The following is a 13,972-nucleotide window of genomic DNA, read 5'->3' as shown; positions in this document are numbered from 1 at the left end:
GCAGTGTAGTGCGGGCTCATTACCGGTGGGAGGGGCCCATCTGCCGTCCGTCGCCTGCCTGCAACGTTCAGTCGATCCGCACTACGGTGCGGCCCAGCGAACCGCCGGCCAGCATCCGCTCGAACACCGCCGGCAGGCCGTCCAGGCCGACTTCGGCGGTACAGATGCGGTCCAGGTGCTGCGGCTTCCACTCGTTGCCCAGTCGCGCCCACACCGCTTCGCGCAGCCCGCGCGGTGCATTGGCCGAGGACACGCCCAGCAGTGACACGCCGCGCAGGATGAACGGCATCACCGTCATGTCCAGTTTCGGGCTTGCCGCGAGGCCGGCGCTCACCACGCTGCCATAGGGCACGGTCTGCGCCAGCAGGCTGGCCAGCATGTCGCCTCCGGCATTGTCGAGGCCCCCGCCGAAGCGGGCGGACTGCAGTGGGCCGGTATCGGCCAACGCCTCACGTGGCAGCACTTCGGCGGCGCCGATGCCGCGCAGGAAGTCCGACTGCTCTGGCTTGCCGCTGACCGCGTGCACCGTGTAGCCGGCGCGGCTGAAGATGGACAGCGCCAGCGCGCCCACACCGCCGCTGGCACCGGTGACCGCCAGCGGGCCGAGCTCCGGGGTCTGCCGGTTGTCCTGCAGGCGCAGCAGGGCAAACGCCGCCGTGAAGCCGGCGGTGCCCAGCACCATTGCCTCGCGGGCACTCAGCCCGGCCGGCAGCGCGATCACCGCGCTCGATTCCAGCCGCACATACTGGCTGTAGCCGCCGTCGCGGGTTTCGCTGAGGCCGCAGCCGGTGGCCAGTACCGCATCGCCTTCACGCCAGGCCGGGTCGGTGGATGCCACCACGGTGCCGGCCACATCGATCCCGCCGACCAGCGGGAAGCGGCGCAGGATCCTACCCTTGCCGGTGCCCGCCAGCGCGTCCTTGTAGTTGACCGAAGACCACTGCGCGCGGATCAGCACCTGGCCGGGGTTGAGGTCGTCGACAGTGAGCTGGGCGAGGCCGGCGCGGTAACCGGCATCGTCATTTTCGATGCGGAAGGCGGTAAACGGGGTGGTGGGGGCCATCGGCGCTGCCTGACTTCGAGGAAAACGCCACCTTACCCCGTCGAGCCCCTTTCAATCCTGCCGGTCCGCCCCATCTTGTATGATCGGTAATGGTTTCACGGCTGGCGTTGCGGGAAGGGCCCGCGCCGCAGCCCACATCTTGATGGAGCGTGCATGGCCTGGAATACACCCGGCGGCAACAAGGGCGGACAAGGCCCCGAGAACAATCGACGCGGGCCGTTCGGGTCGCGCGGTGGTGGCAATGGTGGTGGCTGGGGCGGACTGCCCGGGCCGCTGAAGGACCTGTTCGACGGCGGCATCCTGCGTTGGGTCGCGGCGGCCGTGGTGCTGCTGGTGCTGTTCTCCAGCTTCCAGCTGATCGGCGAACAGCAGCGTGGCGTGGTGCTGCGCTTCGGCCAGTTCTCGCGGATCCTGCAGCCCGGCCCGAACTTCAAGCTGCCGTGGCCGGTCGAATCGGTCACCAAGGTCAACGCCACCGAGATCAAGACCTTCTCGATCCAGGTACCGGTGCTGACCCGCGACGAGAACATCGTCAACGTCTCGCTGAACGTCCAGTACCGCATCGACGACCCGCAGCAGTACCTGTTCGGCACGGTTGATGCCAACCAGGTGCTGGAGCAGTCGGCGCAGAGTGCGGTCCGTGAGGAAGTCGGCCGCGCCGACCTCAACGCGGTGCTGAACAACCGTGGCCCGCTGGCCGTGGCCGCCGAGGAGCGCCTGCAGGCGCTGCTGAAGGCGTTCAAGACCGGCCTGACCGTGACCGGCCTGACCCTGCAGGACGCCCGTCCGCCGGAGGAAGTCAAGCCGGCCTTCGACGAGGTCAACGGTGCCCAGCAGGTCAAGGAACGCTTGATCAACGAAGCGCAGGCCTACGCCGCCAAGGTCGTGCCGGAAGCCCGAGGCCAGGCCTCGCGTGCCCGTACCACCGCAGAAGGCTACAAGCAGGCCGTGGTGTCCAAGGCCGAGGGTGACGCGCAGCGCTTCAGTCTGTTGCAGGCCCAGTACAAGGACGCCCCGGAAGTGACCCGCAAGCGCCTGTGGCTGGAGACCGTGCAGCAGGTGCTGAGCGAGAACCGCAAGGTGATCGGTGGCGATGGTCGCCAGCTGATCTATGTGCCGATGACCGGCGATACCCGTCCCAGCACGTCGGCTCCGGCCGCAGTAGCGAACCCGGACGTGGTGATGCCGTCGCTGCCGGGTGCAGCGGCGGAAGCTTCCCGTGATCCGGGCCGGCCGGTGGGCCGCCCGACCGGGCGACCGAGCGGCCGTGAGGAGGGCAGCCGATGAAGAGTCCTATCTGGATCGCCGTGATCGTGGCGGTGGTGCTGGGCCTGCTCGGCTCGGTGTACGTGGTCCGTGAGGACCAGACTGCCATGGTCCTGAACCTGGGCAAGGTGGTGCGTTCGGACATCAAGCCGGGCCTGCACTTCAAGGTGCCGGTGGTGGAAACGGTGAAGGTCTTCGACCGCCGCTTCCAGGTGCTCGACACCGCTCCGGCGCGCTACTTCACTGCCGAGCAGAAGGACGTCAGCGTCGACTTCTTCGCCATCGGCTACATCTCCAACGTGGGTGACTACTTCCGTGCCACCGGCGGCGATCCGCGTATCGCCAACGCCCGCCTGGCACCGATCATCACCGACTCGCTGCGCAACCAGATCAACTCGCGCACCCTGCAGCAGCTGGTCTCCGGCGACCGCAGCGAGCTGATCGCCGAGCAGCTGAAGGGGATCAACGAGGCCGTGGCCGGGCTGGGCATGCAGATGATCGACCTGCGCATCAAGCAGGTGGACCTGCCCACCGACAGCCAGGTGATCAACGACGTGTACGAGCGCATGCGCGCCCAGCGCAAGCAGGAGGCCGCCAAGCTGCGCGCCGAAGGCGAGGAGCAGTCGCTGACCATCCGCGCCCAGGCCGACCGTGACAGCACCGTGCTGATCGCCGAAGCCGAGCGTGATGCGCAGCGCCTGCGCGGTGAAGGCGATGCCGATGCGGCCCGGATCTACGGCAAGGCCGGCTCGGCCGATCCGTCGTTCTATGCGTTCTACCGCAGCCTGGAGGCCTACCGTGGCTCCATGACCGACGGCAACGGCGTGATCGTGCTCGACAAGAACGACCCGTTCCTGCAGTACCTGAAGAACGACCGCTGAGGTCGCAGGGCAGTACCCCACGGGGCCCGGCCAGATGCCGGGCCCCGTGCTTTTTCCGGAGTCCCCCATGAAAGATCTGTTCGCCGCCGTCTGCCTGGTGGCGGTGCTGGAAGGCCTGTTCCTGTTCGTCGCCCCGTTCGCCTGGAAGCGCATGGCCGAGCGCCTGCTTGACCTGCCCAGCCCGGCCCTGCGCAGCTTCGGCGGGCTGGTGCTGCTGGCTGGCCTGAGCCTGCTGTGGTGGGCGCGGCACTAAACGCGCCGGGGCCGGCGGCGTCTACGTGGGTGGCCCGGCTCTGGTAGATGCCACCTTGGTTGGCATTGCCGACCAGCGGCCGGCACGACCGGATGAGGCGCCTGACCGGGCGGTGAAGCCGCCCGTCGGAAAGGTGGCACCGGACCCCGGAAACCCGGATAATGCACAAAAGCCGGACGGGCCTCCCCGTTCGGCTTTTTCTGTGTCTGGGCCTTCCATCGCCGGCTGCTCCCCGTTTGGAGCCGCCATCCAGGTGCTGGGCAGCCCCGCCACGGTTTACCCGTCCGCGGCCCCGATGGCCGCTACAAAATCGAGGAGCCCGTCATGGGTCAGTCTGTCGTAGTGTTGGGTGCCCAGTGGGGCGATGAAGGCAAGGGCAAGATCGTCGATCTGCTCACTGAGGAAATCGGCGCTGTCGTGCGCTTCCAGGGCGGCCACAATGCCGGCCATACCCTGGTCATCAACGGCAAGAAGACCGTCCTGCACCTGATCCCGTCGGGCATCCTGCGTGACGATGCGCTGTGCCTGATCGGCAACGGCGTGGTGATCTCGCCTGCCGCGCTGCAGAAGGAAATCGCCGAGCTGGAAACCTCCGGCGTGGAAGTGCGTTCGCGCCTGAAGATCTCCCCGGCCGCGCCGCTGATCATGCCGTACCACATCGCCCTGGACCAGGCGCGCGAACGCGCTGCCGGCGGCAAGGCGATCGGCACCACCGGTCGTGGCATCGGCCCGGCCTACGAAGACAAGGTGGCGCGTCGCGGCATCCGCATCGCCGACCTGCATTATCCGAAGCAGCTGGAAGAACTCCTGCGCACCGCGCTGGATTACCACAACTTCGTGCTGACCAAGTACCTGAACACCGACGCGGTCGATTTCCAGAAGACCTTCGACGAGGCGCTGGCCTTCGGCGAGTACGTGCAGCCGATGAAGTCCGACGTGGCCGGCATCCTGCACGATCTGCGCAAGCAGGGTAAGCGCGTGCTGTTCGAAGGTGCGCAGGGCGCCCTGCTGGACATCGACCACGGTACCTACCCATACGTCACCAGCTCCAACACCACCGTCGGTGGTGCGCTGGCCGGTGCCGGCGTCGGTGCTGACGCGATCGACTACGTGCTGGGCATCGCCAAGGCCTACGCGACCCGCGTTGGCGGCGGCCCGTTCCCGACCGAGCTGGACGATGAAATCGGCCAGGGCATCCGCGACCGCGGCGCCGAATACGGTGCCTCGACCGGCCGCCCGCGTCGCTGTGGCTGGATGGACATCGTCGCGCTGAAGCGCGCCGTGGCCATCAATGGCATCAGCGGCCTGTGCATCACCAAGCTGGACGTGCTGGACGGCATGGAAAAGCTGAAGGTCTGCATCGCCTACGAATACAACGGCAAGCGTACCGAGTACGCGCCGCTGGACGCGCAGGGCTGGGAAGAGTGCACCCCGGTGTACCTGGAGTTCCCGGGCTGGACCGAAAACACCCACGGCATCACCAACTGGGACGACCTGCCGCCGGCCGCACGCGCCTACCTGCGTTCGCTGGAAGAGCTGGCCGGCTGCCCGATCAGCATCGTCTCCACTGGCCCGGACCGCGACCACACCATGGTCCTGCAGGATCCGTTCGCCTGAGTGATGCGGCGATGCCGGGTTCTGCCCGGCAACGTTGCCGCAATGGTAGCGCCGGGCCATGCCCGGCACCGCTGGAAGAAAAAGCCCCGCGAAAGCGGGGCTTTTTCGTTACTGTGTCGCCAAGGCCAGCGGGGAAGCGACGCGATGACCAGGATGTCAGCGTGAAGGGCGAAACAGTAGCGCGAATCACCCTGTGGGTGCTGTGGAGCCTGTGGGCGCTTGCCTGCGTGGTGCTGGTGCTGGGCGCGATCGCCAATCACATGGCCTCACGCACGCAGGTGCTGCCTCTGGTACTGAACCCGGGTACGACGGCCGAGATCACGGTCTACCGTTTCATTGATGACCAACTTCGGCTGCGCCTGCGTTATGCGGATGACGGTACTGCCACGGTGATCGATCCTGAGGTACGCCTGCGCGCGGAAACCCCGACAGATCAGACTGACTTCCGCGCCGACACGCGTTCGGGCGCGCCGTGCTCCGACATCACCCGCGCGCTGGAATCGGTTGAGCCTGGTGGATTTGCCGCCTCGTATTTCGGTTATGGCCGAGGGGATGCGCTGCCGCGCGGTCGTTCCTGGCTGCGGCTGACTGTGCAGGAGGTCGACCCGGCGCTGGCCGGTCGCGCGGCCTCGGTGGAACTGCTGCCGCCGATGGACGTGCTGAAGCTGACCGACCTGGACTATGTGTGGTTGTGGCCGTTCTTTTTCTGGAAGGTGGCGGCGTTGTTGCTGCTGGTTCCAGGCATCGCACTGGTGATCTTCACCATCGCGCTGCGCAGGCAGCGTCCACGCGCTGCCTAGGCGCCACGACCAGACCATGCGGGTTGCGACTTAATCCCCTCCGTCCCCTTTTGTCAGCAATGGATAGGGATTGATCGACTCGCCCTTCCACCACTGCTTCTCCGGGCCCAGCACGTGCACTTCGAAATGCAGGTGCGGGGCTTCGGGGTTGGCGTTGCCGGTGCTGCCGACGTAACCGATCACCTCACCGCGCTTGATGGTCTGCTTCTCGGCCAGGCCGTCGGCGTAGCGCTGCAGGTGCGCGTAGTAGTAGCACCAGCGGCCGCTGGGTTCGAACTGGTAGACGGTTAGGCCGCCGCGTTCGCTGTCGAACAGCTTCTCGACATGGCCATCGGCCACCGCCAGCACCGGTGTGCCGGCAGTAGCCATGATGTCGATCGCATCGTGCACGCGGCCTTCGCTGCGTGCGTCGGTGAAGGTGTCCTGCAGTTGCGACGGTGCAATGCCCTGTACCGGCAGCAGCAGACCGGAGGGTGTGTCGCCCGTTGCTGCTGGGGCGGGCGCGGCGATTGCCGTTGTCGCCTGCTCCACGGGTACAGCACGGGCGCTGTCGGCCGCAGCGGAGGTCTGCGCCACTGCAAGGGGGCGTATACCCGCATCAGCGGACGGCGCGGCATCGCGCTGCAGCCACCATCCGGCTGCCACGCCCATCACCAGCCCCAGTACGATCAATTGCGCTAGTCGCATCGGCTCACTCCTGCATGACGACCGGTACCGAGGTATCCACCGCTGCAGCCACGCGCAGCGCATCCCAGTTGGTCATGCGCACGCAGCCGTGCGATTCGGTCTTGCCGACATGGCCGGGCACCGGCGTGCCGTGCAGGCCGTAATGGGGTTTGGACAGGTCGATCCAGACCCGGCCGACCGGATTGTTAGGCCCGGACGGAATCGTGGCCTTGCGATCGCCCTTCCTGGCATCCCAGAACAGCTTCGGGTTGTAGTGGAATGGCGGGTCCGGGTAGACGCCGAGGATCTTCCACTCACCGATCGGCAGCGGGTCGTGCTCGCTGCCCGACGACACCGGTACCTGCGCGATCACCTTGCCCTGCGCGTCCAGCAGCTGCAGGGTGGAGTCGGATTTGTCGACCACCAGTTTGGCGGCCTTGGGCAATGCAGCGGGCGCAACATTGGGCACCTGGATGCGGCTGCCGGCCTTGCTCAGATCCACACCGGGATTGAGCGCCTTCAGCAGCTCCGGTGCGGCATGGAAGCGTTCGCCCAGCGATTCCTCCACGCTGCTGAAGCCGAGTGCCTTCAGCTTGGCCTGGTCGGCGGGCTTTTTGGGAACCGCAACGAACGGACCGGCCACGTCCTCTGCGGTCAGCGTGTAGCTGGCAAGGGGGCCGACCGAGTCGGCCTGCAGGGCCTTCCAGGTGGCGTCGTCCAGTTCGCCGCTGACCGTCAGCCCGTGCGCTGCCTGGAAGCCGGACACCGCGCGGCGTTGATTGCTGCCCACTTCGCCATCGATTTCGCCCGGAGAGAAATTGGCGCGGTCCAGAAGTACCTGGGCGTGCAGGCGCGAGTGCGCCGCCGTGTCAGGGCCGGCCTTTTCGGCGATGGGTGCTGGCAGGCCGGCGGGCGGGGGCGTCTGCGCAAAGGCGGGCGACATCAGCAGCGACAGGGCGAGCAGGGCGGGGCGGCATACGGGCATGGGCATCTCCAAGCAGATCACGCCTCCACCCTGCCCGTAGACGCTGCGCAGCCGCCGTGAAAGAAAACTGATGCCAGCATGAGCAGTGGGGCCGCGCCGCCGGGCCATCCTCCCACCGCAGAAGCGGGAGGCCGGGTCTCACCAAGGTGAACGGCTTCCGACGCGGTCGAGTGGGAGGCGATCAAGATTCCCGTTTGGCAGGCCGATATGGGCGCATCCCCCCCGTTTTGGATTCACCCCATGAACTACTTGAGGAACGTCAGGGTCGCCTGGCGTCTTGGGCTTGGCTTTGGCCTGTTGTTGCTGCTGGTTGCAGCCGTGGTCGCTACCGGTGCCACCGCCACCATGGTGCAGAAGCGCGCGATGGAGCAGGTGGTCGAGGTCGGCGTAGCCAAGGTGCGGCTGCTGTCGGAGATGCTTGATGCCAACAACCAGATGATGGTCGTGCGCCGCGAGATGCTGATCCGCCAGGGCGAAGACCGTGCCAACGACGAGCAGCGCATCGCCGATCTGGTCAAGCGCTACGAGACCAGTTGGACGGCCTACCAGGCCCTGCCCGGCGATGCCGAAGGCAAGGTGATCGGCGAGGCCATCGCCGCCAAGCGCGCGATCGCCCGTCCGCTCAACAAGCAGACCAGCGAACTGATGGAACAGGGGGATTTCCCCGGCGCCGTGGCGCTGACCCTGGGCCCGGTCCAGGAAGCGGCCAATGGCTGGAACAAGGCACTGGCCGATGGTGTGGCCTTCGAAGAGAAGGAAAGCCGTGATGCCGCCGCCGAGGCGATCCGCCTGGGCGAGCGCAGCCTGCTGCAGCTGCTGGTGCTGGGCGGCGTCGCGCTGTTGGTCGGCATCGGTGCCTCGGTGATGATCGGCCGCAGCTTGACCGGTCCGCTGGCCCGCGCGGTGAACCTGGCTGAACGTCTGTCCAAGGGACAGCTGGACCAGGAGTTCCGCCTTGGCGGCCGCGATGAACTGACCCAGCTGGGTGAAGCTATGGCCAGCGTGCGCCAGAGCGTGCAGGCCGCCATCGGCGCGCAGCTGCAGATGGCCGAGCAGCATGAAGCCGGCGCGATCCGTTACCGGATGGACGCCAGTGCGTTCCCCGGCGACTTCGGCCGCATGGTGCAGGCCACCAACCACCTGGTCGAATCGCACGTGCAGGTGCAGCTGCTGATGGCCGAGGTGATGCAGCGCTATGCCATCGGCGACCTCAGCCGCGATCTGCCCGAGTACCCGGGTGAGAAGGGCACGCTGACCCGTACCCTGGCGGCGGTGAAGCAGAGCCTGATGGCGATCAACGCGCAGATCGATGAACTGGCCCGTGCCGCGCGCGCTGGCGATTTCAGCGTGCGTGGCGACGCCGCGGCATTCCAGTACCAGTTCCAGGCGATGGTGAACCACCTCAACGGCATGATGGCCAGTTCGCAGGCCAGCATCGCCGATGTCTCCGACGTGCTGCGCGCCATCTCGCATGGCAACCTCACCGCGCGCATGGAGGGCGAGTACGAGGGCGTGTTCGCGCGCATGCGTGACGATGCCAATGCCACCACCACGCAGCTGACCGGAATCGTGCGTGGCATCCAGGTGGCCGCCGACAGCATCAACAACGCGGCACAGGAACTGGCGGCCGGCAACAACGATCTGTCGCGCCGTACCGAACAACAGGCCGCGAATCTGGAAGAGGCTGCGGCCTCGATGGAAGAGCTGACCTCCACCGTGCGCCAGAACGCCGAGCTGGCACGCCAGGCCGACAGCGAAGCGCATGCGGCCGGCGTTGCCGTGCGCGAGACCGAGCAGGCCATGGCGCAGATGGCCACGGTGATGGGTGAGATCGACCAGTCTTCGGCGCGCATTTCGGAAATCTCCACGGTGATCGATGGCATCGCCTTCCAGACCAACATCCTGGCGCTGAACGCTGCAGTGGAAGCGGCGCGTGCCGGCGAACAGGGCCGCGGCTTTGCGGTGGTGGCCAGCGAAGTGCGTACGCTGGCACAGCGTGCCGGTGTCGCTGCCAAGGAGATCAAGGAGTTGATCGAGGACGCCGCTGCCAAGGTGCAGAGTGGTCTGGCCGTGACCGTGGAATCGGAAGCCGCCATTGCCCGCGTGGCCCAGGCGAGCTCGCGTACCACCCAGCTGATGAGCGACATCGCCGCCGCCAGCAAGGAACAGGCGGCCGGCATCGAGCAGGTCAACCAGGTGGTGGTGCAGATGGACCAGGTGACCCAGCAGAACGCTGCGCTGGTGGAAGAGGCGACCGCTGCCAGCCGCGCGCTGGAAGAGCAGGCGCATGCGCTGACCACGTCGGTGTCGGTGTTCCAGATCGAGCAGGACGGTGCAGCCCGCGCCGTGGTGGCGCGCGCGGCCTGATCGTCACCGCGTCGGCACGGCAAAGTGCCGTGCCGACCGAGAAGACCTCAGCGCTTGAACAAGCGCTCGTGCATCCAGCCGTCGTTGGTCAGCACGAGCGTCGCTTTGCCATCGATTTCGTCCTTAGCTTGATCCGCGAGGTTACGGTAGCTGGCCTGGACCTCTTTCGATCTGGCCCAACTGTCCGCATCTTCGACCTTGTAGCGGAAGTTCACCTGAGACAATTTCACGCCCATCATCTCGCTGGGCTCGGTAAAGGTGTCCACCTCTGTCACCCTGAACTTGCCGGTGCAGAACGCTGCTTGACCTGCAATTGTTTCTGCCCCGCCTTCTACGAGGAACTTCTTTCCTTTGGATGTAAGCGCGTACTCGCCAGCCGGTACGGTCGATGTGCCAAACATCGACTTCATTTCAGATGCTTGGCGGCTCAGCAACCCGGCCTCGACCAAGGCGTTGGCCTGCAGGCGCGCGCGCTCTCCCAAGCTGCCATCGTTGGCCAGTTTGAAGGGGAGTTCCCGCGCGGGCAAAGCAGCGCAGAGCCCGTTCTTGGTATCAAGATATTTCTGAATAGCCTTGCCGAAATTGCCCTTGTTGGCGGTCTGGGAACTGCTGCATGCCGCCAGTACGAGCATCAGCGCGCTGGTCGCCAGAACTCGGTTCACATTCTTCATCTCAACTATCCCTGTCAGTGGGTCAATCAGCGTAGCCGCTACCACCGAGCGAAGCTACAGGGTGGTGGATGTCGATGATCTGTCCTTGAGGGAGCCCAGCGAGGATGCCCTGGCGGCGATCAGCAGTGCCAGATGACTTCCGGATTGCTCTGCACGGGATATAGCCGTTTACGACAAACTGCGCGACGTGCACTGCCTTCATCGGTGTGCCTGAGCTACGAGTGTCTCTGGATGGCAGAGCAGGTGAGTCGCGCTATCACCGATGCCGTACGGCCGTTGCCGCTCGGTCTTCACTCCTCCATAGGAGAGGGCGTAGGCCTGCGCCCGCTGATCGCGATGACCCTGGCCGTGGCCGCCTTCATGGCGCTGGGCGCGGCGAACTACGTGACGGTGCGCGGGGAGCAGATCCACAACGCCGGCAGCGGCGAAGTGATCCGCCTGCAGTTGAACGGCGACCGCGCGCCGTTGCCGGGCACTGCGCGCCTGCTCGGTTCCAGCAGCGCGTTCCTGTTCGTCTGGTGGCCGCAGCAGCGGCGTGCCGAGACCATTCCGATCGCGGCGTTGCGCACGCTGCAGGCGGCTGCCGTGCCGGTGCCCTCAGCCGCAGTGACGGTGGGGCCGTCCCGCTGAGGTAGGGTGCGTGGGTCGCTTGGGACCGATCCAGCGAAAGTAGGCGCTGCGCCACAGATCCAGCGCCTGTGATGCGGGCGCGGGCTGCTCCCCGTTTTCGGGGACGATCAATTTCTGCTCCGCGTTCGGGCAGCCTTTTTCGCTGCGGTCTTGCGTGCCGCTGTCTTTCGGGTACGGGTAGCCGCCGCCTTCTTGGCGGCGGCGCTGCGGGTTGCGGCGGTAGCCTTCTTGACGGGCGCCTTTTTGGGAACGGCTTTCTTCGCCGTGCTGGATGCAGGCGCCCTCTTTGCAACCGTCCTTTTCGCAGCAGACTTCTTCGCAGGCGACTTTTTCACGGACGACTTTTTCTCAGCCGGTTTCTTGGCAGTCGACTTCTTCGTAGTAGTCTTCTTCACAGCGGCCTTCTTCGCTGGCGCCTTTTCCGCCGCCTTGCGCGCGCTGCCGCTGCGCTTGCCACCACCATCCTGCTTGTTCACGGTGGCCCAGGCGATTCGCTCGGCGGTGCCTTCACTGGCACCGCGTTCGCGCTCACTCTCTTCGATATGCTCGGCCTGGCGCTTCTGCTTGTCGGTATAGGCGGATTTGTCACCACGAGGCATGGGGATTCTCCTGTTGGATGATCAGGCCAGCAGGCGCAGCTTCGGCTCGCGTGCCCACTGGCGGGTGGCGGCAGCGGCGAGGAAGGCCTTGCTGTCCTCGGCCTCCAGGGTGCCGGCATCGTTGCCGACGCGCGCTGCCTTCAACAGGGCCTGTGCGCCTTCGTCACTGGCGATGGCTTTCAGGTGCGCCCAGGCATCGCTGACAAAGCCCATGGCTGCCGCTTCCTTGGCCAAGGCCTTGCCGGCGTCGGCACTCAGCACGACCGCCACTGCGTCGAACACCACCGACGGGGTACCGGCCAGCTGTCCATCGGCGGCCTGCGTTTTGCCGTCGCTGAGCGTGGCACCGCCAATTTTCGGCGCGACCAGCTTGACGCTGGCGCCGGCCTTTTCGGCGGACTTGCGCAGAGTGGCGATCACCCGTGCATCGGAGCCCTCGTCGAACAGGATGCCGATGCAGCGCCCCTGCAGCAGGGGCTTGTTGCGGCCGATCACGCGCACCTCGGGTGCGGCGGGCAGGTCCTGTGCAGGGGTTGCCGTCGGTGCCGGGGCGGGCAGGGTGCCCAGTGCCAGCCCGTCGGCCACGCGCTTGGCCAGGCCTTCGTCGATGTTGCGCAGATGGCTGACGGTGCGCACGCGCACCTTCTCGGTTTCCACCTTCGACAGCTCGAACACCAGCGCCGAGGCCAGGTGCGCCTGTTCCGGTTTTTCCAGGCTGCGGAAGAACATCCGCGCCTGGCTGTAGTGGTCGGCAAAGCTCTCCGCGCGGGTGCGGCCCTTGCGCCCATCATCGGCGCTGGCGTGGCTGCGGAAACCGGCAGGCGTCTCGCGAGGGCTGTCTTCCTGCAGCGAGCTGGGGTCGTAGGCCACGCGCCCCTTCGGCACCTGCATCTGCATGTGGCCATCGCGCTGGTGGTTGGCGAACGGGCACTTCGGTGCGTTGATCGGAATCTGGTTGAAGTTCGGTCCGCCCAGGCGGATCAGCTGGGTATCCAGATAGGAGAACAGCCGCCCCTGCAGCAGCGGGTCGTTGCTGAAATCGATGCCCGGCGGCACGTTGGCCGGGCAGAAGGCAACCTGCTCGGTCTCGGCGAAGAAGTTGTCCGGCCAGCGGTCCAGCACCATGCGTCCGATCACCTGCAGCGGCACCAGCGACTCGGGGATGATCTTGGTCGGGTCCAGGTGGTCGAACGGGAAGCCATCGGCCTGTTTTTCGGTGAACAGCTGCACGGCCAGCTCCCACTCGGGGAAGTCGCCGCGCTGGATCGCCTCGAACAGGTCGCGGCGGTGGAAATCGTTGTCGGCGGCCTGCAGCTTCAGCGCCTCATCCCAGATCGTGGACTGCAGCCCCAGCTTCGGACGCCAATGGAACTTGACGAAGGTGGAATTTCCTTCCTCATCCAGCAGGCGGAAGCTGTGGATGCCGAAGCCTTCGATGGTGCGCAGCGAGCGCGGGATCGTGCGGTCACTCATCGCCCACATGATCATGTGCATCGACTCGGGCATCAGCGAGACGAAATCCCAGAACGTATCGTGCGCGCTGGCCGCCTGCGGGAACGCGCGGTCCGGTTCCATCTTCACCGCATGGATCAGGTCGGGGAACTTGATCGCATCCTGGATGAAGAACACCGGAATGTTGTTGCCGACCAGGTCCCAGTTGCCTTCCCTGGTGTAGAACTTCACCGCGAAGCCGCGCACGTCGCGCGGGGTGTCGACCGAGCCTGCGCCGCCGGCAACCGTGGAGAAGCGGGTGAACACCGGCGTCTTCACCCCGACTTCGGTGAGGATCTTCGCCCGGGTCACCTTGCCCAGCGACCGGGTCAGTTCGAAGAAGCCGTGGGCAGCCGAACCGCGCGCGTGGACGATGCGCTCGGGAATGCGTTCGTGGTCGAAGTGGGTGATCTTCTCGCGCAGCAGGAAGTCTTCCAGCAAGGTCGGCCCACGCGGCCCCTGGCGCAGGGAATTCTGGTTGTCGGCGACCGGGATGCCCTGGTTGCTGGTCAGTACCGGATGGGCGCCTCCTGCCAGCTGATGCAGTTCATCGCCCTGGCCGCGGCTGTCACGGTCGGCGGAGGGAGTGGCGGGAGCGCGCTTGCCGGTCGGCTTGCTGGCGGCCATGGAGGTTCTCCTGGAGCGGGTAGGGGCAGACTCCGGACACTGGCGCGGGTGGCGTT

General features: G+C 66.3%; 13 protein-coding genes. 7 read left to right on the top strand and 6 right to left on the bottom strand.

Annotated features, from left to right (window positions below):
- Positions 1-67: 67 nt before the first annotated feature.
- On the bottom strand, positions 68-1,063 hold the full coding sequence (locus V9K93_RS19655; protein ID WP_337303086.1) for a YhdH/YhfP family quinone oxidoreductase: 996 nt from the start codon (positions 1,061-1,063) through the stop codon (positions 68-70).
- A 153-nt stretch (positions 1,064-1,216) separates the two neighbouring features.
- Here V9K93_RS19655 and hflK point away from each other — a divergent pair, with 153 nt between their 5' ends.
- From hflK to V9K93_RS19630, 5 genes are all read left to right on the top strand, one after another.
- Entirely contained in the window at positions 1,217-2,350 is a 1,134-nt protein-coding gene (gene hflK, locus V9K93_RS19650) for an FtsH protease activity modulator HflK (protein WP_136639070.1), read from the top strand.
- A complete protein-coding gene (gene hflC / locus V9K93_RS19645) occupies positions 2,347-3,210 on the top strand; it encodes a protease modulator HflC (protein WP_010482785.1) in 864 nt (287 codons plus the stop codon). Before hflK ends, hflC begins: the two co-directional genes overlap by 4 nt.
- A gap of 67 nt (positions 3,211-3,277) precedes the next feature.
- The gene (locus V9K93_RS19640; protein ID WP_005410640.1) at positions 3,278-3,463 is read left to right on the top strand and encodes a DUF2065 domain-containing protein; all 186 of its coding nucleotides are present in this window, start codon (positions 3,278-3,280) and stop codon (positions 3,461-3,463) included.
- A 324-nt stretch (positions 3,464-3,787) separates the two neighbouring features.
- The gene (locus tag V9K93_RS19635) at positions 3,788-5,080 is read left to right on the top strand and encodes an adenylosuccinate synthase (protein WP_025877044.1); all 1,293 of its coding nucleotides are present in this window, start codon (positions 3,788-3,790) and stop codon (positions 5,078-5,080) included.
- A 161-nt stretch (positions 5,081-5,241) separates the two neighbouring features.
- Complete coding sequence (locus V9K93_RS19630) at positions 5,242-5,880, top strand: hypothetical protein (protein WP_337303085.1); 639 nt, start codon at positions 5,242-5,244, stop codon at positions 5,878-5,880.
- A 30-nt stretch (positions 5,881-5,910) separates the two neighbouring features.
- Here the strand turns inward: V9K93_RS19630 and V9K93_RS19625 are convergent, their stop codons facing one another.
- The gene (locus tag V9K93_RS19625; protein WP_337303084.1) at positions 5,911-6,567 is read right to left on the bottom strand and encodes a M23 family metallopeptidase; all 657 of its coding nucleotides are present in this window, start codon (positions 6,565-6,567) and stop codon (positions 5,911-5,913) included.
- Between the two features lie 4 nt (positions 6,568-6,571).
- On the bottom strand, positions 6,572-7,537 hold the full coding sequence (locus V9K93_RS19620) for a L,D-transpeptidase family protein (RefSeq protein ID WP_337303083.1): 966 nt from the start codon (positions 7,535-7,537) through the stop codon (positions 6,572-6,574).
- A gap of 234 nt (positions 7,538-7,771) precedes the next feature.
- Here V9K93_RS19620 and V9K93_RS19615 point away from each other — a divergent pair, with 234 nt between their 5' ends.
- A complete protein-coding gene (locus V9K93_RS19615) occupies positions 7,772-9,898 on the top strand; it encodes a methyl-accepting chemotaxis protein (RefSeq protein ID WP_337303082.1) in 2,127 nt (708 codons plus the stop codon).
- Between the two features lie 47 nt (positions 9,899-9,945).
- Here the strand turns inward: V9K93_RS19615 and V9K93_RS19610 are convergent, their stop codons facing one another.
- Entirely contained in the window at positions 9,946-10,569 is a 624-nt protein-coding gene (locus V9K93_RS19610) for a hypothetical protein (protein ID WP_136639065.1), read from the bottom strand.
- A gap of 243 nt (positions 10,570-10,812) precedes the next feature.
- Here V9K93_RS19610 and V9K93_RS19605 point away from each other — a divergent pair, with 243 nt between their 5' ends.
- Entirely contained in the window at positions 10,813-11,199 is a 387-nt protein-coding gene (locus V9K93_RS19605; protein WP_337303081.1) for a hypothetical protein, read from the top strand.
- A 107-nt stretch (positions 11,200-11,306) separates the two neighbouring features.
- Here V9K93_RS19605 and V9K93_RS19600 read toward each other — a convergent pair whose 3' ends face one another.
- Positions 11,307-11,798 (bottom strand): histone H1-like repetitive region-containing protein, encoded by a 492-nt coding sequence (locus V9K93_RS19600; protein WP_337303080.1) that lies wholly within the window; start codon positions 11,796-11,798, stop codon positions 11,307-11,309.
- Positions 11,799-11,819: 21 nt separating this feature from the next.
- Positions 11,820-13,916, bottom strand: a complete 2,097-nt coding sequence (locus V9K93_RS19595; RefSeq protein ID WP_337303079.1) for a catalase — start codon at positions 13,914-13,916, stop codon at positions 11,820-11,822.
- Positions 13,917-13,972 lie beyond the last annotated feature (56 nt).

The sequence above is a fragment of the Stenotrophomonas sp. CCNWLW162 genome (assembly GCF_037203745.1).
GTDB classification, from domain to species: domain Bacteria; phylum Pseudomonadota; class Gammaproteobacteria; order Xanthomonadales; family Xanthomonadaceae; genus Stenotrophomonas; species Stenotrophomonas maltophilia_AQ.
This window is presented reverse-complemented; position numbering and strand designations above follow the sequence as displayed.